This window comes from Ancylobacter sp. TW_SC_1 (genome assembly GCF_056836805.1).
This window is the reverse complement of the sequence record NZ_CM166365.1, coordinates 3,632,903-3,654,784: the sequence shown is the minus strand read 5'-3', so window position 1 is coordinate 3,654,784 and position 21,882 is coordinate 3,632,903. Positions and strand designations below refer to the sequence as shown.

The window sequence follows — 21,882 nt, the reverse complement described above, 5'->3', positions numbered from 1 at the left end:
CCTCTCACGCCCCTGTCCGGCTCGTCTTGCGATACTGAGACGGCAACTGGTCGTGGAAGTGCAGGAACCATCTGGAGAAATGCGCGACCGATCCGAACCCGGCGGCGACGGCGATCTCGACCAACGGCTGCTCGGTATAGCTGAGCAGTTCGCGGGCGCGCTCGGTGCGCAGCATCAGGTAGTAATGCATCGGCCGCAACGAGAGATGGGTCGTGAAAAGCCGTTCCATTTGTCGTTCACTGATACCCGCCTGATCGGCGATCTCGCGGATGGCCAGGGGATCTTCGATGTGTTCCTGCATGATGGTGGTGGCCCGCCGGATCACCGGAGGCTGGTAGGTCAGGTTGCGCTGCCGCCAGCCTGATTGCGGCTCGTTGTGCGCCCTGATCTTCGCATGCTGGAACTGCGCGGCAACCTCATGGGCGATGTCCGAACCATACCGCAGCAGGATGATGTGCAGCATCATGTCCATCGCGGTGGTGCCACCCGAAGATGTCAGCCGGTCGCGGTCGATCTCGTAGACCGCTTCGGTCACGATCAGGCCTGGAAATTCCTCGCGCAGCGCCGGGAGGTTTTCCCAGTGGATCGTGCAGCGGTATCCTGCGAGAAGGCCAGCGCGCGCAACCAGATGTGTGGCCGTCGACAGTGCGCCGATGACGCGCTTGCGCCGGCTCGCTTTGCGCAGGGCGCGAATGATCGGCCGCTCCTGCGCTGCGGTGAGGCGCGTGCCGCCGCACAGCACGAGTGCATCTATGCGGTCAGTCGCCTCGTCAACCGCCCCGGCCTCAAGAACCAGATCATTCGACGCCATCACGGGCTGGCCGTCCGTGCTGCATGTGTACCAATCGAAGGCTTTGCGGCCAAGAAGCCGGTTAGCAACGCGGATCGGCTCGATTGCGGAGCTCAGGCTCATCATCGAGAAGCGCGGCGCCAGGAGGAAGCCGAAGCGCAAGGGTTCGTGATCCTTGTCGAGTAGCAAAGCACTCTCCCGTGGCGCGCCAATGCCGATCGGCGCGGTCACGCACAGCCTATACCTGCCAGTCCAGCAATAACGTTAGCGGCGCACCAAAACAAAAGCTACGATCACGAAGGTCATACCAAATCATGCTTTGACGAGCTGTCTCCGAGGGGCACGGAGAGCAAGGTTGCAACAGCTCCACCTTGGGCGTCGATGTGATTGAGCGCCTCGATAGAGGATCTGAAGCGAGGCGCCTTGAGTTGCTTGGCGCGGTACGGACCGTGTAGCACGCCTGGCGTTCAGCAACTATGTAGCCACCGTCGCATCGCGCCCGATCCGGCACGGAATCGCCACCTGCCTGGCCGCGCCAAGCCAACGCCGGGCCGCCCCACGGCGCAGGAATTGGCGGAGTGAGGAGGATGGGAGCAACGCAAGCTCACCGAATTCCATACCGCTACACCGCCACTTCGAGTGAGTGTCGGCATCGGTGACTGCGCACCCACGAATGGAACCTGCGACAGGTCTCTGCCCGCGATGACGGCTGCAGGACGTCTACCTCTCGGACTGCCAAATCCCGAGTCGAGAACCCAGCCGAGAGGACCGCCAGCGGGCCGGCCCCGGCCGCCATGTTCTGCGGCAGGTTGAACACGCCCGCGCCGACCATCAGCCGATGACGAGCGCTGTGAGAAGGCCGCGACTGAGCTTTGCGGACTGGATCGTGCGGGTCGTCTTCGCGGACGTGATCTGGCTGCCGTGGTCGATGGATGTCATGCTGTCGACCCCTGGATTGGCCTTGTCTGGGGAGACAATGGGCCGAAGCGCGGGGCTGCCCTATGCTGGATCAAGCCGAACAGTCGTGGCGTCGATCAGCCTGCTTCGTCGGCGAAGAGGCCGTTCTGAGCGGACCAACACTCGGAACGGCCGTCTAAACGACAATCGTAACGTGGATACGATAACTCTCGCGACGGCGCCCTTCAATGAATAATCGTATCACCGTTACGAAATGACACCTATTCAGTCCAAAATGGCGCGCGTCGCTCTCGGCTGGGGCACCCGTGACCTGGCGCAGAAGGCGAACGTTTCACCCGACACGATCGCGCGTCTGGAGCGCGGCGAGCATCTCAGGGCCGCTACGATCGCGGCCATCAGAATCACTTTTGAAGCTGCTGGGATTGAGTTCATTCCCGAGAACGGAGGCGGTGCGGGTGTGCGCTTCCAGAAGCCTGCGACATCTGATTGACGCCCGATCTATGGCGCCTCCTTGAGGGGGCCGGGTCTTTGGCGGATAAGCTGGATTACGCCTGCCAATCGCGCGTTCCCTTCGGTCGTCGCAGGCGGCGGCCAAACAAGTCCCTTAAATCAAGTCGTCGACCGTCACCGACAGGGCATCGGCGATCTTCTTGAGCGTTGTCACGGTGCCATCGCGCTTGCCGGTTTCGATCTGCGATAGGAAGGCCTGCGCGATGCCGGCTTTCTCGGCGAGCGAGCTAGCGGACAGGCCACGGTGTTCCCGCCAAACGCGGATGGCATTCTCGCCGGCCACGAGTCGATCGACAATGGCCGCGGGCACGAGTTCTTCTTCACCGCTGGCGAGGCGCTCCTTGAAACGGCGCACGGTCGCGATGTCGGCGGCATCCTCAGCGGCGGCGACGAGCGCTTCATAGTCGGCCTCCGGCAGGACAACCAGACGGTCGCCGGCCGGGGTAGTGATAATCTGGATGTTCATTGTAGCCCTCCTTGGCCTCAGTCGTAGACATTCCCGCGCGGGGCAACCCGGATGATAGAGATCACGCGACCATCTTCAGCGAAGACGACGCGCCAGTCGCCGATCCGCAGGCGATAGATGCCCGGCTCACCCTTCAGGGCCTTGACGTTGTTCGCTAGGCTCGACGGATCGGCAGCATATTGGGCGATCTTGCCCATGATCGTCTCAGCGACGTTCCCAGGCACCTTCCGCAGGACACGTAGGGCGTCTTTGCTGTAAGCGATCTCTTTCATCGGCAAAATATAGCATATTGCTACGAAGTGGCTATCGCAGAATGCTACCGCGCGAAGGTTGGCATCTCCGCGCCCACCTGTCGGCACGACAGGCCAAATCGCCTTCCGGTATGACTACCGTCTGAACGGCCGCCGGGAGACGCTGACGATCGGCCGCTATGGTGGCGACGGCGTCACGCTCGCCGAAGCCCGCGAGCGCTGCATTGCCGCCCGCAAGCAGGCGGCGGAGGGACTTTCGCCCGCCCACGAGAAACAGCGCGAGAAGCGGCGCAAGGCCATGGAGCGCAGCTTCGGCGCGGTGAACGCCTTATGGATCAAGGAGGCGCGCATGGCGGAAAGCACCCGCCCGATGCGCAAGGCCAACCTCGAGCGGGACATTCTGCGTGCCTGGAAGAACCGTCTTCTGGCCGAGGTGACGCCGGACGATCTGCGCCAGCTCTGCGCCAAGGTGAAGGAGCGCGGCCCCCCGGCGACCGCCATCCACGCCCGCGACATCGTCAAACAGATCTTCGCCTTCGCCATCCTGCACGGCGAGAAGGTGCCGAACCCGGCCGACGAGGTGGGGCCGGCCTCGATCGCGACCTTCCAGCCGAAGGACCGGGCGCCGACGCTGTTGCCGGCGTCGATGCCGTTTATGGGCGCTGATGGGAGGCGTGACCGGATGCACACGCCGCATATGTCAGAGGACAGCGGCCGATGAGAACGCGATCCAAATAGAGCGGCGCGGCGGTGTTCGGCGATCGCGAGCCAAGTGCGTCACCGGCTGTCCGGCGGTGCCCTTCTCGCCACACGGTCGATGGCATCCGCGACCGTGCGATGCAGCGTGGCCGGCAGGTGGTGTCCCATGCCGTCGATCAGCATCAACTCGGCGCCCGGGATCGAGGTCGCGGTATCCGCGCCGCAGGCCGGAGGGATCAGCGGATCGTCGGCTCCATGGATGACGAGCGTCGGCACGCCGATGGTGGCGAGTCGCGCGCGACGATCGCCGGCCACGGCCATGGCGGCGATCTGTCGTCCGGCACCGCCGGGATCATAGGCGCGCCTGATCTCCTCCAGAACAAGGACGCGCTGCGCCGCCTCGTCGACCGGATGGCCAGGGCCGGCGATGCGGCGCGCGAAGGCGAGGCTGTGCGCCAGAAATCCGGCCTCGTCCGAGACCGGATCCGGCGCCGGGCGCGTCATCATCGCCATGACGTCCGGCTCGGCCTGGGGAAGGGCGGGATTGCCGGTGCCCGACATGATCGAGGTGAGGGACAGGACCCGCTTGGGATGCTCGCTCGCCATGATCTGCGCGATCATGCCGCCCATCGACAGGCCGACCACATGCGCCCGATCGATGGCGAGGGCATCCAGCAGGCCGATTGCGTCGGCAGCCATGTCCGGAAGCGTATAGGGAACCTCCGGCCGCCGCCCGGCCATGAGCGCGGCGGCCAGCGCGCCGAAGTCCGGCGGGGCGTGCTGGCTGAAATGCGTCGAGCATCCGGCGTCGCGATTGTCGAAGCGGATCACGCGATAGCCGCGCGCCGCCAGCTCCTCGCAGAAGGGGGCGGCCCAGCGGATCCTCTGCACGCCCAGCCCGGCGATCAGCAGGATCGCCGCATCGCCCTCGCGGCCGAAATGATCCCAAGTCAGATCTATGCCGTTGGCTTTCGCGATGTTCATGGTCGCGCTTTCTCCGGATCAGGCCGGGAACGGCAATTCGGCGAGGGGAAGCAGGCGTGAGTCGGCCAAGGCCGCGGCGCGGTGGCCGAGGCCCGCCAGATAGGCGTCATGGCGCGCGAAGGCGAGGAAGGCGGCGACGCTCGTCTGGCGGACCAGCATCGCCCTGTCCCATCTCTCGCCCTCCGGGCCGATCAGGAACGGCCCGCCGGCGCCGAGAAACACGACGTCACCGCCGCTCTCGCGCAGGAAGGGCAGCGTGTGCCTGAAATACCGATCGAAGGCTTCCGCCCCGCTGATCGGCGCGGTCGGCGCGAGGTCCGGATGGGCGGTGTAATCGGCGACCTCCCGAAACCGCAGCAGGTTCAGCATGATGACGGGGCCTTCAAGGCCGCGTTGCACAAAGAGCCTGCCGGCGCTTTGCGTCGGTTCGAGGTGGCCGATGCCGGCGAGCGCGTTCATGGCCCTTCCTTTCGGTCGCTCTCCGGGGGCGGGGCATCCGGCGCGCCGAACGCCAGGCGCAGGGCGTGCGCGCGGATGTCGTGCGGCCAGCTCGCGGTGCAGTACTCCAGTCTCGGCCGATCACTGGCGAAGAGCGCGCGTGTCGCTTCTTCGTAACCGGGCAGGTCGCCCGCGATCGCCTGCATGAAATGATAGGCGGCCTCCTGCGCGGCCCGCCGTGCCTGCCGCTCCCCGCCGTTGCGCCGAGCGTCGTCGACCAGCCGTCGCAAGACGGCGGAGGCGCCGCCCGGCTGGGTGGCCAGCCAGTCCCACTGCTTTGGGAGTAGGGTCACCTCGCGTGAGACGACCCCCAATCTGGGCCTTCCCCGACCTCGGGCTTCGGTGCCCTCGTCCTTCGCGGGCTCGGCCGGCTCGTTCGAGGGCGGCCGATATTGTCCGACGAACGTCTGGGGCGGCCTGGACAGCCTCTCGATGATCTCGTCCGTGCTGCCCCGCAGGTCGAGATCGACGACACGGCCGGTTGTGTCATCGAAGACGAGGACCCCGTTTGGCGCGCCGCTTTCTGTTGCGGTCTTGACGGCGAGAGCGACCTCGACCAGCGGGCCGGCGAGCAGCAATCGGTGACCCTCGAAGGCCGTGCAGGGTTTTGACGAAAGGCTGGACATTGAGTGCGCACCCGAGGAACGAATGCGTAATTAATACCCGGGTGAAAATTATCCGTCAATATTACCCGGATTAAATTATGCTCGAATCCGACGTCGTGCACGAGCCGCTGTAACCCGCTGCAACCAGCACTGACTTGCGAGACGGTCTCGTGGGGGGCTCCATGTTTGGCCGTGCGGTCAAGGACTACGGCCCGCATAAGATATTGTATAATTGCTTTATCCGCTGGAGCCGGCTCGGCGTGTTTGACCGGATCTTCGCCAGCCTCGTCGGCGAAGGGCCCAGACTTGAGCAGATCATGATCGATGCCACCCATCTGAAGGTTCACCGTACGGCGGCGAGTCTGCTCAAAAAGGGGCTGTTCTCCGTCGTATCGGGCGCACCAAAGGCGGCCTGAACTCCAAGCTGCACGCCGTCTGCGACAGCGAGGGCTTGAACCGCCTCGGAACGAACTCCTGATCCAGGTTGCGGCTGCCTCCCTCAATCATCGCGACAAGCTGGTGCTGGAAAGGCAAGTTGTTGCCCGACAGGCCAACCAGGCCGTTCGCTCCGGTCTCGGCTATGGCGGGCGAGGTCGTCGTGATTGGTGCGGATGTGTCGCGCTTCAGGATTGGCGACCGGGCGCTTGGAACCTTCCGGACGCAATGGATCGACGGTGCGCCGCCACGGGAGATGGCCGGGCACGGTCTGCCGCTGGGCGGGCCGCTTCCCAGCGTACTGGCTGAGTATGTGGCGCTTCACGAGGAGACCGCCGTCATGGCTCCCGCGTCCCTGACGACGAGGAGGCTTCCACCTTGCCGATTTCGGCTCTGACGGCATGGTTTGCCCTGATCGAGACCGGTCATCTGAAAGCGGGCGAAACCGTTGTGGTTCAGGGGACCGGTGGCGTCGCCCTGCTCGGCCAACAGATGGCGCAGGCATTCGGCGCCCGCACGATCGTCACCTCGCGGAGCGCCGACAAGCTCGAGCGCGCGAAGGCGCTCGGCGCTTCTGCTGTGATCGATACCCGTTCAACGCCTGACTGGTCCGAAGCCGCGCTGGAACTGACCGACGGGTGCGGCGTCGATCATGTCCTTGAGATCATCGGGGGAGACAATCGCAGCCAATCCGCCGCGGCGCCGGCGAGTGGCGGGCGGATCGCCCAGATCGGCTTCCTCAAGGGGGCGCACTCTTCTATCTTGTGCTGGCGGGGCGGTTTTCGATCTGGAGCACACCGATTTCGCCGGCGTTTGCCGTGCCGGGAATGGCCACACACGGCGGGAGGAGAGGCGGGCCCTCAGGTCTCCCCGCGTTTCAGGCGCGCCAGATATTCCTCGCGCGTGATGGACTTGGATCCGGCCTTTTCGCGCCGGGCCCGATCCCGGTCAGGCAGGGCATCTCGAACGATGTCCAAATTCTTCCAGGGCGCTATCTCGTCGTCACGCGGCTGGCCCGGCGCAAAGGGAGAAGTTTCCACGCGCTGATAGCGATGCACATAGCGCGGGCAGTTCACGAAGGCCTCATAGACCTTCACCACCAACAGAAGCTCCGCGCCGGGAAAGCCAGCAAGCTCTGCTTCCTCACGCACAAGGCGCGCCGTGCCATGGATACGCAGCCGGTGCGGTCGCTCGAAATCGATGAACAGCAGTCCGATCTTGGCATTGGCGCTGACATTGCCCGCGGAGAGATACATGCCATTGCCGTCATAGCTCGGCAAAATGAGCGTCTGGTCGTCGTGCACCCGGACGAAGCCAGGCGCCCCGCCCTTGTAGGAACAGGTCGGAAAGCCGCGGTGGTCGATGGTGGAGAGGAACACCATGTCCCGTTCGGTAATGAAATCCCTGTGCTCGGCCGTCAGCGTGCTCGTCACCGTCACCTTGCGCAGGGTGTTGGCCAGCCGTCGACTGTCGAAGGCGTCCTGGAGCATGCGATGCGGCTCGCCATAGAGCTCGGTGATCGCTCCGAGCGAGGGGCGAAAAGCGGCCTCGCCCGGCGTGGGGGCGAGCGACCAGACCAGCCGGTCGAGACAGATCGTCCACACCGTGCGGTGCGCCGCAACCGCGTCCTCCCCCCGGAGCTCTCCATGGGTGAGCGTCAGTTCGCAGGCGTCGGTGCCCAGCGGGCGCAAATCCACGTCCACCCGCGTCGGCGGTCCGCACAGGCTGGTGGCGGCGCCCTCATATTCCCAGCTCATGGCGATCCGCCGCTCCGGCACGATCTCAATGTAACGGCCGCGGAGCCGATAGCGCGTTCCATCCGGATCAAGGCCTTCCAATCGGTAGGCCCCGCCCGGACGCGGGTCGAGCACGGCTTCCCGGAGCGCGCCGGCTCCCGGAATCAGCCAGCGGACCAGCCATCTCGGGTCGGTCCACGCGGTAAAGATCTGTCCCGCCGCCGCATCGATGCGGCGGACCAGGACGAGCGAGGCCGGGCCGCCGGCAGCTCCTGCATCGGTCATGTCACCGATTCCAGCGCACGGCCGCGCGTCTCGGGCAGGAACAGCCCGCCGACCACGAGGGCGACCAGCAGGACACCGATCGCATACCACAGACCCGCATAGAGATTGCCCGTGGCAGTGAAGGCGGCAAACGAGATGGCCGGTAGGAAGCCGCCGAACCAGCCGCCGATATTGTAGGACATCGCGAAAGCGGTGGTGCGGATACGGGTCGGGAACATCTCGACCATCCACGCCGAGAGCGGGGGCGGAGGCCATCGCGACGAAGATGCTGAGGGCAGCCATGAGCGCAATCAGCATCGGCACGTTGGTCATCTCCGGCGCGGCGCGGGCGGGATATCCCGCCTCGACCAACGCAGCGGCGAGGGTGCCGTCGAAGGCCCTGGCCTGCCGCGTGAAGTTTGTCTGGTCGAGCCCCGCGCCGTCGAAGGCTGGAACCACCGTGGCGCCGATCTCCACTTGGGCGCCGCTGCCCGGCGACGCGGCGCGATTGGCGTAGGGGACGCCGAGCTTGGCAACGGCGCGCCGGGCGACATCGCAGGAACTACGGAACTCCGCGAGGCCGAACGGATCAAACTGGTGGCTGCACGTCGCCGGGTCGGCCGTCACCGTTACCGGGTGCGCGGCCATCGCCGCCGCAAGACGTGGGTGCGCGTAATGGGTGATACCCAGGAACACTGGATAGGCAGCAAGCGCCGTGCCGATGAAGCCGGCCAGCACCACCGGCTTGCGACCGATCCGGTCCGATAGCCAACCCGCCAGGATCATCGCGGCAACGAAGATCACGCTGAAGCCGAGGATGGTGTAGTGCAGCAGGAAGGGGTCGATCTTCAGGTTCAACATCAGGAGGTAGATCGGATAAGTGCCGGTTGCGATCGCGACCGACTGGCCGGCGGTGGCCCCGAACAGGACCAAAAGCACCACCCGTAGATGGTCCCAGCGGCCGAACGCCTCGCGCAGTGGTGTCCGCGAGCCGCCGCCCGCCCGCTTCATGGCCAGGAAGACCGGGGATTCCTGCAAGCGCAGCCGGATGTAGACCGAGACCAGCATGAGCACGGCGGAGAGCAGGAACGGAATGCGCCAGCCCCAGGCTTCGAATGTCGTCTTGCCGAGCACCAGTTCGCAGGCGAGCACGACCAGGATCGCCAGAACCAGGCCGCCCGCCATGGTGATGGCGACAGCGCTGGTGGCAAAGCCGCGCCGATGGGCGGGGGCGTATTCGGCGATGTAGGTGACCGCGCCGCCGAACTCGCCGCCATAGGCAAGACCCTGCAGGATGCGCAACGCCATGAGCAGCAGCGGCGAGACCACCCCGATGGTCGCATAGCTCGGCAGCAACCCGATGAGCACGGTCGACAGACCCATGATCAGGATGGTGAGGAGAAAGGTATATTTTCGCCCGACCCGGTCGCCGAGCGGACCGAAGACCAGTCCGCCGAACGGGCGCGCCAGATAGGTCACCGCGGCGGAGAGCAGGGTGAAGATGTAGGCATAGGCGGGATCGAGCCCAGAGAAGAACTCGGCGGCGACGATTGCGGCCATCGGGCCGTAGAGCACGAGGTCATAGGCTTCGAAGATGGCTCCGAGAGAGGAGGCCACCACCACCCGGCGCAGGCTTCCAGGGTCGGCCGCATCGGCCGCCTGGCCGGCAGCGGGCACGAGCCCGGACGATGCTGTCCGTTCGCTCCAGACGGCGTTCTGGGTCACGCGCTTCCTCCATCTTGTTTTTACCGGTTGGCGCCGGTCTCTAAGGACCTGTGTCCTCCGCCTTCATCTGAGCGACCACGGCATCCAAGGCATCGAGACGCTCGCTCCAGAAGCGTTCATGGGCGTCGAGCCAGTTCCGAGCGACTGCGAGACCCTGGCGGTCGAGGCTGCACATCTGATGTCGGCCCTGCTTGCGTCGGATAACGAGGCCCGCCTGCTCCAGCACCTTCATGTGGTTGGAGACAGCGACGAAGGAGATCGGAAACGCGGGAACGATTTCTCCAATGCTGCGCTCGCATTCGGTCAGCATCCGCAGGATCGCCCTGCGGTGCGGGTCGGCCAGCGCGTGAAAGACCGTGTCGAGCGTTGCCTCAGAATATTTAATCATTTCATTAAATATCATCGCCCGCGACGTCGATTGTCAAGATGGAGTGCGGACATAGCGGGCCGTGCCCCGACGGAAGGGGCCGTGACAGCCGAGGCAATCTCATGTGGCGAGGCTCCAAGCCGAGCGCTTCGAACCCCTGAAGGCGAGCTGGCCTAAAGTTCGTGCACTGCCCCCTCGGCTGTCTCGACCCTGATGTCGGCATAGCGGCAAGCGCCTCGGCGGCGCTGAAAGGGTGTGATCGCCAATAGCCAGATGTGGGTGATCGCCTTCGCCGACCCTCCGATATGAGCGGCGTAGTCGGCGGCAAGGTCGCGCTCCACCTCCCGCCAGGAGCCGAGTCCCCTGGCGCCGGAATCGACGATCATGTGGGTCTCGACCTTGTCCCAGAGCGGCAGCGGGCAGCGGAAGACCGTTCCCGCCGGAAGCGCCGTGCTCCAGATAAAGGTCAGGTCTTGCCCGTCGTCGAATTTCACTCCGATGGAAAGATAGTCGTGAGCGAGCGCCTGATCCTCCGGCACCGCCGAGGGAAGCTGGTCGATCTTCCAGCGCCAGCCGAGTGCCGGAGCGGCGGCGAAGGGAACCGACAGCGGTCGCTGGATGATCGATGCACTTCCCGCACTGTCGCAGACGATCTCGCCATTGGCCTCCCAGGCGAAGCGCTCCTCGCCGCCGCCGAGCAGGAACAGGTTCGACCAGCCCGCGGGCAGCGTGCGGCCGCGCGCGAGGCGGGCGCGTTCGGCGGCAATCAGCCCGTCGACGTCCTCCCCTGCGGCGGCGAGGCTTGCCAGTCCCGCCGCGGCGTCGCCGCGCCACATCAGGGCGACGCCGACGATGGTCACGTCGTCTTTGCGGTAGGCATCCGGCGGAGTGAGCAGGTGGCCGTCCTCGTCGGCGGTCAGCGGCGTGAGCCGGGCCACCTCGACCGCTCCGCCATGCGGCAGGGTGAGCGTGGTCGTCTCGGTGCCGGGGCTGAAGATCGGACGTTGCCCCCGCATGCGGATATGGAAGGCGAGGCCGGGAGGGAACCAAAGGTCGAGTTCACGCGAGAGCCACCACCGCCCGGTGATGAGGAACGTCACCTGCTGCCCCTTGGCCGCGGTGAGGCCGAGATCGGTCCAGGGCAGGTCGGAGCCGTTGATGTCGAATACGCGGTAGCCGGCGAGTTCGGGTGTGTTCGCTCGCGCGACGAGATCTTCCACCCGCCTGTGGAACGCTGCCGGGGAGGGGCCGGCGGCCGCGCCGGCAAGAGCGCCTCCCGCAAAGGCGCTTCCCGCCAAGGGTATGGCGACACCGAGGGCGGCGGCGCGGCGCATCAGGTCGCGCCGGGAAAGCTCGCTACCGGCAGTCCGGTGCACCGCCTCGTAAGCGTTCAGACAGTAGAGGCACATATCGTTTCCTCCCTCAGCGGCGGCCGAACCTGTTCCGGCGGCCTTGTCTTCGTGTTTGGGAAGACGAATGTTATGTTTCAGGGGGACGATCGGCTTGCCAGCACACGCCAGAATCGGCCCGCTGTGGCGCGAGGCCGATGAATGCGACGCAGGGGTTTTACACGCGCAAGCACGCTCGGCCCGATCGCCGACGTCGTCGCGACACAGGGCGGCTCGATCGAGCGGGTCTTCCGCCGCGCCGAGCTGCCGCTCCGCCTGATCGAATCGCCCGACACGCTGGTGCCGCTGCGCGACCATTTCCGGCTGTTGGCGGTCGCCGCGCGCGAACTGCACGATGAAGCCTTCGCCGGTCGGCTCGGTAGCCAGACTTCGCTCGCGGGGCTTGGGGTCTATGGGAAATGGGTCGTGCAGGCGCCGACCCTGCTGGAGGCGGTGCACCGTGCCGGCAGCAGCCTAACGCACATGATACAGAGCTCGACACGGCTCGGGATGAGGCGGCATGGCGACGAGATTCACTGGTCGTACGAGCTGACGGACCCCTCCACCGAGGGGCGGCCGCAGAACGAGATGCTGGCTCTATGGTACAAGATCGTCATGATCCGTCAGTTCGCCGGTGCGGACTGGCTTCCGCGCCGGATTGTGATTGGCGGGCTTTCCGTAGCGGCGCGCCGTGCCATCGAGGTGGCTACCGGCGTCGAGACGGCGAATGGTGACGGCCCCGGCCGGCTCGTCTTTGACCGTCGCCTGCTCATGACGGTCAATCCGAACCTCAAAGAGGATAGAGGGCTCGACGCCGAGGAACTGGCGCGCATCTTTGACATACCGGCACCGGACGACCTGCCCGGCAATGTTGGTGCGCTGATCGATCTCGAACTTCTCGGCGGCCGGCCCGAGCTTGCCCGCGTCGCGCGACGCGCCGACCTGTCGACGCGCACCTTCCAGCGCCGGCTCGCCGGGCTCGGGCTGAGCTTCTCGGACATTCTTACCAGCACGCGCCAACGGCAGGCGATAAGACTCCTGTGCCAAACGGATGAGCCGGTCACCGGGATCGCGCTGAGGCTCGGCTATCGCGACTCTGCTCATTTCAGCCGCGCCTTCGAAACCTGGAGCGGTGTCGCTCCTAGTCGATGGCGAGAATTGGCGAAGTCCTGCGGCGGAGCTCTGCAATGACCGAGGTGCGTTATGAGTTGTGCGAAGCCCAATGGGCGAAGATCGCGCCGTTGCTGCCGGATAAGAGCACGAATCCGGACCAGATAGACGCGGATTGGACTTCCACGATGTTGAGCAGGTCGCCTTCACTGACACGGGCTTGCCATGCAGATTCTGGTACTGAGCCATCCGCCCTTATGGCATCAGGCGGAGATCTTCCAGCGGTTTGTCGCGTCGCAGCATCCTCTGCACGACCCTGTCGCGTGACAGCTTGATGTGCTCGATCACCGCCTTGCGGGCGGCGGGTCCATCTCTTCTTGCGAGGGCCGCGATGATGCCATCGTGATCGTGCTTGAGATCGCCGTCTTCAATCTCGCTCAAGCCGGCGAACAATACCCTCTGAATCTCGTCAAAGGTTTGCGTTGTGGCCTTCAGGAGCCGGGAGTTGTCGGCAATCGATGAGATCAATTCATGAAAAGCTTGGTTGGCCTGCATGAAGCTCCGGTAGCTCTGGGCATCTCCGATCACGAGGGACTCGGACGACAGGCGCTGCATCTCGGCGACATGTTGATCGGTGATCCTCGGGGCGGCCAATTCCGCGGCGGCGCCCTCGTTGATCATGCGCATCTGCACCAGCTCGTGGAAGTCGCGCAGCGTCAAATCGGCGACCGCATAGCCTCGCCTCGGTATGACCTTGACCAGCCCGTCCTGCCGAAGCCGGGTCAATGCCTCGCGCAGCGGCGAGGTGCTGACCTTGTAGCGGGCAATGAGATCGGCCTCGTTGAATACCTGGCCCTGCGGGATCTCGCCGAGCGTGATGGCGACACGCAGATCCTCGTAGACACGCTCTCCCAGGGAAAGTTTGGCGCCAGTCCTGCTCACGTTCATCGATTGATCCGACCTGCATCCCTGGTGAGGCGCGTCCGCCGGAATTCCGGCGACCGCGCCGAACCCTGACCGAAGCGGCCGGGCTGGGATTCTGCCGCATCATATGGTGCCCGGTGCGAAAAATCGCCTGGCGGCGACAATTCCGAGGACCGCGACGAGAACGACGAGGCTGACCGCGATCAGGCCGCTGGCGACATCGCCGGTCTTGCTCGCCGCGAGACCGAGTCCGTAAGGCGCGAGGAAACCGCCGAGATTGCCGAACGAATTGATGACGGCGATTCCGCCGGCGGCCGCGGTACCCGCAAAGAGTCGGTTGGGCATCTGCCAGAAGACAGGGATCGTCCCGTAGGCGCCTGCCAGCGCAAAGGCGAAGGCGACGATCGTGATCGTCGCCGAGCTGTGAAGGAAAGCCGCTATGGCGGCCAGCGCGGCGCTCGCGACCAGGAGCGAGAGGACGCACAGGATGAGCGGACGGCCGGTGCGGTCGGCGATGAAGCCGTTGAGGACCATGGTTGCCGATCCGAGCAGTGAGGCCCCGGAAACGATCCATCCGATGGTCTGGATGTCGGCTACTCCCGTCCCGCGAATGATGGTCGGCCCCCAGAAGGCGACCGTGGCGTTGGCGACGATCACGCAGAAATAGATGGCGGTGAACGCCCACAGGCGGTGATCGCGAATCACCGAGCCGAAATGGTGCTCCCGGTCGCCAAGAAGGAGGTGGTCGCGTTCGAGATCGGCGGCGACGGCGGCGCGCTCCGCGGGTGAGAGCCAATGCGCCTCCTCGAGCCTGTTGGTGAGATAGAAGAGGCAGAAGATGCCGATCAGCATCGTCGGCAGTCCCTCAAGGATGAACAGCCACTGCCATCCCGATAGTCCCAGGTGCGCGTGGAGTGCGCTCATGATGAAGCCGGCGAGCGGGCCGCCGAAGACCCCCGACAGTGCCACCGAGGACATGAAGATGCCGAAGACCTTGGCCCTTCGGTCGCTCGGGAACCAGAGCGTCAGGTAGAGAATCACGCCGGGAAAGAAGCCCGCCTCGAACGCGCCGAGCAGAAAGCGCAGCGCATAGAAGGCCGTCGGTGTCGCCACGAGGGACATCAGCGCGCAGGTGGCGCCCCAGCCGATGGCGATCCGCGCGATGGTGCGCCGCGCGCCGATCTTCTGAAGCAGAAGGTTGCTCGGCACCTCGAAGAGCAAGTAGCCGATGAAGAAGATGCCCGCACCCAGACCGTAGACGGCGTCGCTGAAGCGCAGTTCGTCCATCATCTGGAGCTTGGCGAAGCTCACGTTGACACGGTCAATCCACGCCATGACCCAGAGCAGCATCAGGATCGGGATGAGCCGAAAGCCGATCTTCCGATAGATCGAGCCCAGATTGTCCGCCGAGCGTGTCGGTATGGCAGAGGTGCCGTCGATGCTGCTCATTCTCCCATCCCCTCGCGTCTCTGGATCGTGGACGCATCTCCGCGTCGCAATTAGAAACATCAAAAAAATTTCAATAAGTCAACTTAAGGCCATATCCCATGGCTGAAATGGGTATGAGGAACCGTGTTTCATCGCAAATCGCCCTCTTGACGCGGTTGTCATACCGAGCATGATAAAAATATCAAAAAAATATGGAATTGAAGATGCATGACTACCCGGTGCTTGCAGCCGCGGGCGACATTGTCATCCGGCACAGGCTTTTCGACGAACTGGGAGCGCTCCACCCGAAATACGGGGACACGCTGGACTACCTGCGCCAGTCCGACCTCGTCTGGGGGGCCTGCGAGGTCCAGTTCGCGCGCCAGGGCTACCGGAGCGATGCGCCCATCGCCTATCTCGCCGATCCCGCGATTGCCGGGGATCTCGGCCGGGCCGGTTTCGGCATCATGACCGTCGCCACGAACCATACCTGCGACTTCGGTCCCGCGGCGTTCCTCGAGACCCTCGACCATCTGCGGACGGCCGGCATAATGTCCGTGGGCGGCGGCCGCACGGTCGATGAGGCCATGGCGCCGAAGGTGATCGTCCTCGCCGGGCGCCGGATCGGCTTCCTGGCGGTCTCGTGCCTTCTGCCGCCGGACTATGCGGCGACCGAGACGCGTCCGGGCATCGCCCCGCTCCGGGTCGACCAGTGGGCGGAGTTACATCCCATCCTGCTCGCGACCGAGCCCGGGGTGCCGCTTGCCATGCGCAGCCGGGTTCGTCCGGAGGACCAAGAGAGACTCGCGGACGCCATCCGCGCGCTGCGCCCGAACGTCGACCATGTCATCGTCAGCGTCCATTGGGGCTACGGCCGGGGCGATCCGCAGGCGGAGTATCAGCGCCCGCTCGGCCACGCGATCATCGATGCGGGTGCCGACATGGTTCTCGGCAATCACCCCCACAGCCCTGCGGGTCTTGAGACCTACCGCGGCCGGCCGATCCTCTACAGCCTCGGCAATCACATCGCCCAGCAGGACCGGGTGAATGCGACACCGGTCCAGCGGGAGATTTTCACCCAGATCGACCCCTGGTCGCTGGTGAGCCGGATCGCGTTCGGGGCGGCGGGCGTGCGGTCAATCGAATTTCGCGCCACGGAATGCGACGTGCAGGGGATGCCCAACCTCATCGCGAGCGAGGCGGCGGCGCGGCCGATCCTCGACCGGTTCCGACGCCTTTCGGGGACCATGGGCACCGATATCGAGATCGACGGCGCGCGGGCGGTGGCCCGCTTTATCGAAGCTGATGTCGATGCAGCCATCTCCTGACGCCGCTGCGCGGCAAGCAAAGCGCCATCGAATGCCATGATCATGAAAAAACGCATCCTGGTGGTCTCGCTCGGCGGAGCCATAACCATGTCGATGCCATCGAGACCGGCATCGGCGGTAGCGGCATCGTCGCACTGGTCAAAGGGCGGCGGCCTTCCGACCGTGTGGTCGGGCTCCGCGCGGACATGGATGCGCTGCCGATCAGCGAGGCGACCGCGCTGCCTTACACATCGAGCACTCCGGGACGGATGCACGCCTGCGGCCATGACGGGCATACCGCGATGCTGCTGGGAGCGGCGCGGCGCCTCGCTGCGACCCGCGCCTTCACCGGCACGTTGCGCTCCTCTTCCAGGCAGCCGAAGAGGGCGGCGCCGGCGCCCTGATGGCTTCGTCCGACCTCGTGGCCATCGAGCTGAGCGGGCGCGGCGGCCATGCGGGTGCGCAGCACATTGCCGACGACGTGGTGCTGGCGGGTGTCGCCATCGTGCAGGCCGTCCAGCGGATCACCGCGCGCACGCTTGATCCGATCGAGCCCGCAACCGTGTCGCTCACCTGCTTCCAGGCCGGCGAGCGGGAGAATGTCATGCCCGCGACGGCGACGATCAAGGGCACGGTTCGCGCCTTCCAAGAGCCGGCGCGACAGGCCATCGAGGAAAGGCTCTGTGACATGGTACCGAAAATCGCAGCCGGCTTCGGCGTGGAGGCGATCGTCCGCTACCGGCGCGATTACCCTGCGACGGTAAACGATGCTGACCGCGCGGCTCTCGTGGCCGAGGTCGCGAGTGCAATGGTTGGGCCTCAAGCCGTCGATACGAACGCGCGACCGATCCCCGCCTCCGAGGACTTCGCCTATTTCCTCGCGGAGCGGCCCGGCGCCTTCACCTTCATCGGCAACGGCGACAGCGCGCCTCTGCATTCTCCGCGCTTCGACTTCGCTGACGCGGCGATCCCCTTCGGGATCGACTTCCTCTGCCGCCTCGCCGACGCCGCGTTGGCGCGTGAGCCGCAGGCACTCCCAAGCACCGCCAGCCACCGAAAGACCCGTCCATGACCCGGTCCCGCGACTTGATCGGCTATGGCGAGACGCCGCCCGACCCGAATTGGCCCGGCGATGCCTACCTCGCCCTCCAGATCGTGCTCAATTACGAGGAAGGCGGCGAGAATTCCCCGCTCTACGGCGACGCGACGTCGGAGGCCTATCTCTCCGAGCTTGTGGGTATCTCGCCCTATGTCGGCCGACGGAACCTCAACATCGAGTCGCTCTATGAATACGGCTCGCGAGCCGGCTTCTGGCACCTCATGAGAGAGCGCGACCTCAAGCTCACGGTCTTCGGCGTCGCCTCGGCCATGGCGGCCAATCCGGCGGCGGTTGCGACGATGCTGGATGCGGGCTGGGAAGTCGCCTCCCACGGCCTGCGCTGGATCGATTACAAGGACTTCTCGCGTGCCGAAGAGGAAGTGCATCTCAAAGCCGCGCTCGACCTCCACCGCCAAGTAACGGGTGCCCTCCCGCTCGGCTGGTACACGGGGCGCGCCTCGGAGCAGACCCCTCGACATCGCGATGGACCACGGCAACCTGCTCTATTCGTCGGATTCCTATTGCGACGACCTTCCCTACTGGGTCGAGAGGAGCGGAGCGCGTCACCTGATCGTGCCCTACAGTCTCGACACCAACGACATGCGCTTCGTCTCCCCGCAAGGCTTCAGTTCGGGAGACCAATTTCTCTTACCTGCAGGACAGCTTCGACTTTCTCTATGAGGAAGGCTGCAGGGGCGCTCCGAAGATGATGTCCGTAGGGCTCCACTGCCGGATTGCCGGGCGCCCGGGCAGGGCCGCCGCATTGGCCAGCTTTCTCGACCGTGTTGCGGAAAACTCCCGCGTCTGGATCACGACCCGGGTGGAAATCGCAAGCCACTGGCACGCGCACCATCCGCGTTAGAGACCGCGGCATCCGATCATCTTGCGCCATAAGCGGATCGGATACGGCGGCCTCAGTTCTCGAGCTGAAGAACATCTCACCGGGCAAATTGTTTCAATCTTCCGGGAGCGTTCCTGCGCGCAGAATGGTCGAGCTAATATTTTATTAGTGCATACAAATACTTACAAGCAAAGGGGGATGTGTAATGACGTGCCAGTTCATCAATCTCGCAATAAGCGCTCTGCTTGCGACGGCGACGGTCGCCTCGATCGCCGTCGCGCCTGTCACGGCTCACGCGGGCGGCAATGCCGTGACGCTTTCCCATCTCGACGGACATCCCGCCGAAACGGGGATCGAGAACGTCAACCGGCTGCTGCGGCGGATCGGCGTCCGGATTAGCGAGGTCCCCATTCCTCCGGACGCCCGCCCCATTCTCGAAGCGTCCAGAACCCGCGCCATATCCGACGATGAAACCAAGCAGATCGGCGCGCTCTTCGCGATGCACCGAGGGCAACTCCTGGAGGAGATCAGCAATGCGGGGCGTCAGCCGGAGGCGCACCGGGGCGGCAATCTCTCGACCTCGGAGATCGGCGACGCACCCTATCCCAAGGTCTTCGACATGAAGGCTATTCCCGCAAGCATCCTGTACGCGGTCCAGGCGAAGTACGCCAAGCTCCATGTCAACACGTCCGACGACGGCTTCGGGATCGACGAGGTGATGACCGTCGTATCCGGTGGCCCCTGGACCTGGTTCTTCCGGCTCGCGAACGGCGAGATCGTGAAGCTCTCGGTCGGCCCTGTGGATGGTACCGGGAACGCCCTGCGGCTGAGCTATTCCGGCCTCGTGCCGCACGCCGCCTTCCTGAGCGCGCCCTACGGCCTGACGGTCGCCTACGCCCACGGCCCGAAGCATTTCGTCATGCGCTACGACGATCCCGGCGTGGCCGGCGCCGAAGTGCTTGGCACGAACCCGTGGATCAATTTCACCGACGATCGGCCGAAGCTCGTCAAGCCATGAGATCCGCCTGACGAAGCGACGGCGCCGCGCCTCAGTGCGCGCGCCATGGCCGGGGGCGCACTCTCAAGACTCAGAGTGCAATTGAGAAGGGCATTGGTTCATCGCTATCTGCGCAGCAGGGTGGCTTCGGTCATAGCCTCGATGGCAATGATCACGGCGGCGGAGACGATCCAACCGCCGCGATGGACCTTGAGATAGATGGCGTCAATCCACAGATTGGGCCAGTCGCCCTCGATCGGGCGGTTCAGGAAGGCCTTCACCTTGCTGTCGATCTCTTCGCACAGCCGCGACACATGGCTCGTGGAGATGCCCGAGATATCCGTGGCCTTGACCATGTCATCCACCGATCGCGTCGAGATGCCCGGCACAGAAGCTTCCTCGCCAGTTGCTTCGCATTTGATTGGGATCACGGTGGTCAGGGCCTTCTCGGCCATCCGGCGCGGCTCGAGAAAGCCGGGGAAATAGCTGCCCTTGCGCAGCTTCGGGATGCGCAGTTCGGCCGTGCCGACCCGCGTCTCCCAGTCCCGATCGTGATGGCCGTTGCGCTGAGCCCGCCGGACCGGGTTCTTCTCGCCAAAGGCCGCGCCGGTCACGGCGCCGGCCTCCAGTTTCATCAGGCGCTCGGCGGCAAAGCCGATCATCTCGCGAAGAAGGTCGGCGTCGGGGGACTTCTCCACAAGGTCCCGAAAGGTCACCACGTCGGTGGTCATGGGTGGATATTTCGGTCTAGCGTTGGTGTCAGCGGCCAGACCCTACCGGAACATCTTCGGTGACCACCTCAGCCAAGACCTACACCATGCCCCGGGACACGATCCTGCATTCCTGCCGGCAGCAGCGACACCTCAGTCGTCGCTGCTGCCGCACCTCAGAACAAAGCTGCCGTCTTCTTCAGCGTGATCCAGATGCCAAACAGCAGCGGAACCCCGACCGCCGCCCAGGCCAGCGCCGCCGTCGCATCCAGCCCGCCCCGGCCGATGCCGAAGGAGCCCGAGACGTCCTTGTCCGCGGCGGCGGACGTCGCCTTCAGCGCCGCCATGTCCGCGTCACTCATGTACCAGCGCGCCGCGACGGGCCGCACCAGCGCATTGGCCACTAGTCCCAGTCCAAGCATGCCGGCCAGAATATACATGGTGGTGTCGTAGACCTGATCGCGCGGCACGCCCGCATTGATCTGGAACTCGCGGATGTAGTTCACCACCACAGGACCGACGATGCCCGCCGTGGCCCAGGCGGTGAGCAGCCGACCATGGATGGCGCCGACGAACTGGGTGCCGAAGATGTCCGCGAGATAGGCCGGTACGGTCGCGAAGCCGCCGCCATACATGGAGATGACGACGCAGACCACGGCGACGAACATGGCCTGGCTGCCGAGATGGGCGACCGAGGGCAGGCTGGCATAGAGAAGAATGCCGAGCAGGAAGAAGACATAGAATGTGTTCTTGCGGCCCAGCCGGTCGGACGCCGTCGCCCAGAAGAACCGGCCGCCGATGTTGAACAGCGACACCAGCCCGGCGAAGCCGGCGGCGATGGCAGCAATGGCGGCCTTCTGCACCGGGTCGAGCGCGGCGAAGGCCAGTTCCGGATGGCCGATGAGCCGGCCGCCGAAAATCTCCTGCAACATGGGCGAGGCCATGCCGATGACGCCGATCCCGGCCGAGACGTTGAGGCAGAGCACCAGCCAGATGAGCCAAAATTGCGGCGTCTTGTGCGCGTCGCGCAGATGTACGCTATGGGCGGCGATCATCTTCGAGCGCGCCGCCAGCGGCGTCCAGCCTTCCGGGCGCCAGCCCTCCGGCGGCACGCGATAGCCGAAGGCGCCTGCCATCATGAACAGGAAATAGATGCCGGCCATGACGAGGAAGGTCTGCCACACGCCGATGGTCTGGGGGCCCCTGAAGCTGTTCATCAGCGCATCGGCGAGGGGCGCACCCACCATCGCGCCGCCGCCGAACCCCATGATCGCCATGCCCGTCGCCATGCCGCGGCGGTCGGGAAACCATTTGATCAGCGTCGATACCGGCGAGATGTAGCCGAGCCCGAGCCCGACACCGCCGATGACGCCCGCGCCGAGCCACATCAGCCAGAGCTGATGCACGGCGACGCCGAGCGCCGCGATGGCAATGCCGCCGCTCCAGCAGAAGGCGGCGACCACGCCGGCCTTGCGCGGGCCGGCCTTTTCCAGCCAGCCGCCCCAGAGCGCGGCGGAGGAGCCGAGCAGCACGAAGAACAGCGTATAGATCCAGCCGAGATCCGCCACGCGCCAGTCACAGGCGGTGGTGAACAGGGCGGTCGCCAGCGTCATGCCCGGACACGCAACAGACTGATCGATGCCGACGGCGCGGGTCAGCGGCAGCCAGAACACGCTGAAGCCATAGGCCATACCGATGCACAGATGGATGGCCAGCGCGGCGGGCGGCACCAGCCACCGGTTAAAGCCCGCGCGGGCGACGATCCGCTCGCGGTCGAGTACTCCGGCGACGGGAGGCGGGCGCGTCGTGTCGTAAGGAAGTGACGTCATG

General features: G+C 65.2%; 17 protein-coding genes and 6 pseudogenes. 10 read left to right on the top strand and 13 right to left on the bottom strand.

The annotated features are described in order from the left end of the window. Positions 1 to 4 precede the first annotated feature (4 nt). Positions 5 to 1,021 (bottom strand): GlxA family transcriptional regulator, encoded by a 1,017-nt coding sequence (locus tag AC1PZ7_RS17195; protein ID WP_482356413.1) that lies wholly within the window; start codon positions 1,019 to 1,021, stop codon positions 5 to 7. Positions 1,022 to 1,961: 940 nt separating this feature from the next. Between AC1PZ7_RS17195 and AC1PZ7_RS17190 the strand changes: the two genes are divergently transcribed. Next, positions 1,962 to 2,198, top strand: coding sequence for a helix-turn-helix domain-containing protein (locus tag AC1PZ7_RS17190; protein ID WP_482356412.1), 237 nt, complete (start codon positions 1,962 to 1,964; stop codon positions 2,196 to 2,198). Positions 2,199 to 2,312: 114 nt separating this feature from the next. On the opposite strand, the gene AC1PZ7_RS17185 is transcribed toward AC1PZ7_RS17190, so the two are convergent. Both AC1PZ7_RS17185 and AC1PZ7_RS17180 read right to left on the bottom strand, forming a co-directional pair. After that, complete coding sequence (locus AC1PZ7_RS17185; protein WP_482356411.1) at positions 2,313 to 2,684, bottom strand: helix-turn-helix domain-containing protein; 372 nt, start codon at positions 2,682 to 2,684, stop codon at positions 2,313 to 2,315. A 17-nt stretch (positions 2,685 to 2,701) separates the two neighbouring features. After that, positions 2,702 to 2,956 carry a type II toxin-antitoxin system RelE family toxin gene (locus tag AC1PZ7_RS17180; RefSeq protein ID WP_482356410.1) on the bottom strand — a complete coding sequence of 85 codons (255 nt, stop codon included), beginning with the start codon at positions 2,954 to 2,956 and terminating at the stop codon, positions 2,702 to 2,704. A 79-nt stretch (positions 2,957 to 3,035) separates the two neighbouring features. On the opposite strand from AC1PZ7_RS17180, the pseudogene AC1PZ7_RS17175 reads away from it, so the two are divergent. Beyond that, positions 3,036 to 3,560, top strand: a pseudogene (locus AC1PZ7_RS17175) (tyrosine-type recombinase/integrase); the annotation flags it as partial. Positions 3,561 to 3,712: 152 nt separating this feature from the next. Here AC1PZ7_RS17175 and AC1PZ7_RS17170 read toward each other — a convergent pair. The 3 genes from AC1PZ7_RS17170 to AC1PZ7_RS17160 are packed head-to-tail and all read right to left on the bottom strand — an operon-like array spanning position 3,713 to position 5,742. Next, complete coding sequence (locus AC1PZ7_RS17170; protein WP_482356409.1) at positions 3,713 to 4,618, bottom strand: alpha/beta fold hydrolase; 906 nt, start codon at positions 4,616 to 4,618, stop codon at positions 3,713 to 3,715. 18 nt (positions 4,619 to 4,636) lie between these two features. Beyond that, positions 4,637 to 5,077: a DUF1330 domain-containing protein gene (locus AC1PZ7_RS17165; protein WP_482356408.1), complete on the bottom strand. Its 441-nt coding sequence runs from the start codon at positions 5,075 to 5,077 to the stop codon at positions 4,637 to 4,639. Continuing rightward, complete coding sequence (locus tag AC1PZ7_RS17160; protein WP_482356407.1) at positions 5,074 to 5,742, bottom strand: DUF2239 family protein; 669 nt, start codon at positions 5,740 to 5,742, stop codon at positions 5,074 to 5,076. Before AC1PZ7_RS17160 ends, AC1PZ7_RS17165 begins: the two co-directional genes overlap by 4 nt. Positions 5,743 to 5,915: 173 nt before the next feature. On the opposite strand from AC1PZ7_RS17160, the pseudogene AC1PZ7_RS17155 reads away from it, so the two are divergent. The 3 genes and pseudogenes from AC1PZ7_RS17155 to AC1PZ7_RS17145 form a co-directional block, all read left to right on the top strand. After that, positions 5,916 to 6,172 (top strand): annotated as a pseudogene (locus tag AC1PZ7_RS17155) (IS5/IS1182 family transposase); the annotation flags it as partial. Positions 6,173 to 6,205: 33 nt separating this feature from the next. Next, a complete protein-coding gene (locus AC1PZ7_RS17150; RefSeq protein WP_482356406.1) occupies positions 6,206 to 6,553 on the top strand; it encodes an alcohol dehydrogenase catalytic domain-containing protein in 348 nt (115 codons plus the stop codon). Positions 6,554 to 6,606: 53 nt separating this feature from the next. Then, positions 6,607 to 6,894 (top strand): annotated as a pseudogene (locus AC1PZ7_RS17145) (zinc-binding dehydrogenase); the annotation flags it as partial. Positions 6,895 to 7,016: 122 nt separating this feature from the next. On the opposite strand, the gene AC1PZ7_RS17140 reads toward AC1PZ7_RS17145, so the two are convergent. From AC1PZ7_RS17140 to AC1PZ7_RS17130, 3 genes are all read right to left on the bottom strand, one after another. Then, on the bottom strand, positions 7,017 to 9,881 hold the full coding sequence (locus tag AC1PZ7_RS17140) for an MFS transporter (protein WP_482356405.1): 2,865 nt from the start codon (positions 9,879 to 9,881) through the stop codon (positions 7,017 to 7,019). 40 nt (positions 9,882 to 9,921) lie between these two features. Continuing rightward, a complete protein-coding gene (locus tag AC1PZ7_RS17135) occupies positions 9,922 to 10,284 on the bottom strand; it encodes an ArsR/SmtB family transcription factor (protein ID WP_482356404.1) in 363 nt (120 codons plus the stop codon). Between the two features lie 137 nt (positions 10,285 to 10,421). Then, positions 10,422 to 11,657, bottom strand: coding sequence for a DUF3047 domain-containing protein (locus tag AC1PZ7_RS17130; RefSeq protein WP_482356403.1), 1,236 nt, complete (start codon positions 11,655 to 11,657; stop codon positions 10,422 to 10,424). A 141-nt stretch (positions 11,658 to 11,798) separates the two neighbouring features. Here AC1PZ7_RS17130 and AC1PZ7_RS17125 point away from each other — a divergent pair, with 141 nt between their 5' ends. Further along, positions 11,799 to 12,827: a helix-turn-helix domain-containing protein gene (locus AC1PZ7_RS17125; protein WP_482356402.1), complete on the top strand. Its 1,029-nt coding sequence runs from the start codon at positions 11,799 to 11,801 to the stop codon at positions 12,825 to 12,827. Positions 12,828 to 13,001: 174 nt separating this feature from the next. Here AC1PZ7_RS17125 and AC1PZ7_RS17120 read toward each other — a convergent pair whose 3' ends face one another. Together AC1PZ7_RS17120 and AC1PZ7_RS17115 are read right to left on the bottom strand one after the other, a co-directional pair. Continuing rightward, positions 13,002 to 13,694 carry a GntR family transcriptional regulator gene (locus AC1PZ7_RS17120; protein WP_482356401.1) on the bottom strand — a complete coding sequence of 231 codons (693 nt, stop codon included), beginning with the start codon at positions 13,692 to 13,694 and terminating at the stop codon, positions 13,002 to 13,004. 99 nt (positions 13,695 to 13,793) lie between these two features. After that, positions 13,794 to 15,119 (bottom strand): MFS transporter, encoded by a 1,326-nt coding sequence (locus AC1PZ7_RS17115; RefSeq protein WP_482356400.1) that lies wholly within the window; start codon positions 15,117 to 15,119, stop codon positions 13,794 to 13,796. A 203-nt stretch (positions 15,120 to 15,322) separates the two neighbouring features. On the opposite strand from AC1PZ7_RS17115, the gene AC1PZ7_RS17110 reads away from it, so the two are divergent. The 4 genes and pseudogenes from AC1PZ7_RS17110 to AC1PZ7_RS17095 all read left to right on the top strand — a co-directional run bounded on the left by AC1PZ7_RS17110 (position 15,323) and on the right by AC1PZ7_RS17095 (position 19,363). Continuing rightward, complete coding sequence (locus AC1PZ7_RS17110; protein WP_482356399.1) at positions 15,323 to 16,426, top strand: CapA family protein; 1,104 nt, start codon at positions 15,323 to 15,325, stop codon at positions 16,424 to 16,426. Positions 16,427 to 16,611: 185 nt separating this feature from the next. After that, positions 16,612 to 17,477: pseudogene (locus tag AC1PZ7_RS17105) on the top strand (M20/M25/M40 family metallo-hydrolase). Then, positions 17,474 to 18,366 (top strand): annotated as a pseudogene (gene puuE / locus AC1PZ7_RS17100) (allantoinase PuuE). Before AC1PZ7_RS17105 ends, puuE begins: the two co-directional pseudogenes overlap by 4 nt. Positions 18,367 to 18,550: 184 nt before the next feature. Further along, complete coding sequence (locus AC1PZ7_RS17095; protein WP_482356398.1) at positions 18,551 to 19,363, top strand: hypothetical protein; 813 nt, start codon at positions 18,551 to 18,553, stop codon at positions 19,361 to 19,363. 140 nt (positions 19,364 to 19,503) lie between these two features. Here AC1PZ7_RS17095 and AC1PZ7_RS17090 read toward each other — a convergent pair. Further along, a pseudogene (locus AC1PZ7_RS17090) lies at positions 19,504 to 20,073 on the bottom strand (transposase); the annotation flags it as partial. A gap of 155 nt (positions 20,074 to 20,228) precedes the next feature. Next, a complete protein-coding gene (locus AC1PZ7_RS17085) occupies positions 20,229 to 21,881 on the bottom strand; it encodes an OFA family MFS transporter (RefSeq protein WP_482356397.1) in 1,653 nt (550 codons plus the stop codon). Position 21,882 lies beyond the last annotated feature (1 nt).

Bases quoted from the DNA above. Each gene is read 5' to 3' on its own strand.
- AC1PZ7_RS17120 (WP_482356401.1), bottom strand. From the start codon at position 13,694: ATGAACGTGAGCAGGACTGGCGCCAAACTTTCCCTGGGAGAGCGTGTC.
- AC1PZ7_RS17115 (WP_482356400.1), bottom strand. From the start codon at position 15,119: ATGAGCAGCATCGACGGCACCTCTGCCATACCGACACGCTCGGCGGAC.
- AC1PZ7_RS17095 (WP_482356398.1), top strand. From the start codon at position 18,551: ATGACGTGCCAGTTCATCAATCTCGCAATAAGCGCTCTGCTTGCGACG.
- AC1PZ7_RS17160 (WP_482356407.1), bottom strand. From the start codon at position 5,742: ATGTCCAGCCTTTCGTCAAAACCCTGCACGGCCTTCGAGGGTCACCGA.
- AC1PZ7_RS17125 (WP_482356402.1), top strand. From the start codon at position 11,799: ATGCGACGCAGGGGTTTTACACGCGCAAGCACGCTCGGCCCGATCGCC.
- AC1PZ7_RS17130 (WP_482356403.1), bottom strand. From the start codon at position 11,657: ATGTGCCTCTACTGTCTGAACGCTTACGAGGCGGTGCACCGGACTGCC.
- AC1PZ7_RS17135 (WP_482356404.1), bottom strand. From the start codon at position 10,284: ATGATATTTAATGAAATGATTAAATATTCTGAGGCAACGCTCGACACG.
- AC1PZ7_RS17110 (WP_482356399.1), top strand. From the start codon at position 15,323: ATGCATGACTACCCGGTGCTTGCAGCCGCGGGCGACATTGTCATCCGG.
- AC1PZ7_RS17170 (WP_482356409.1), bottom strand. From the start codon at position 4,618: ATGAACATCGCGAAAGCCAACGGCATAGATCTGACTTGGGATCATTTC.
- AC1PZ7_RS17190 (WP_482356412.1), top strand. From the start codon at position 1,962: ATGACACCTATTCAGTCCAAAATGGCGCGCGTCGCTCTCGGCTGGGGC.
- AC1PZ7_RS17165 (WP_482356408.1), bottom strand. From the start codon at position 5,077: ATGAACGCGCTCGCCGGCATCGGCCACCTCGAACCGACGCAAAGCGCC.
- AC1PZ7_RS17185 (WP_482356411.1), bottom strand. From the start codon at position 2,684: ATGAACATCCAGATTATCACTACCCCGGCCGGCGACCGTCTGGTTGTC.
- AC1PZ7_RS17180 (WP_482356410.1), bottom strand. From the start codon at position 2,956: ATGAAAGAGATCGCTTACAGCAAAGACGCCCTACGTGTCCTGCGGAAG.
- AC1PZ7_RS17085 (WP_482356397.1), bottom strand. From the start codon at position 21,881: ATGACGTCACTTCCTTACGACACGACGCGCCCGCCTCCCGTCGCCGGA.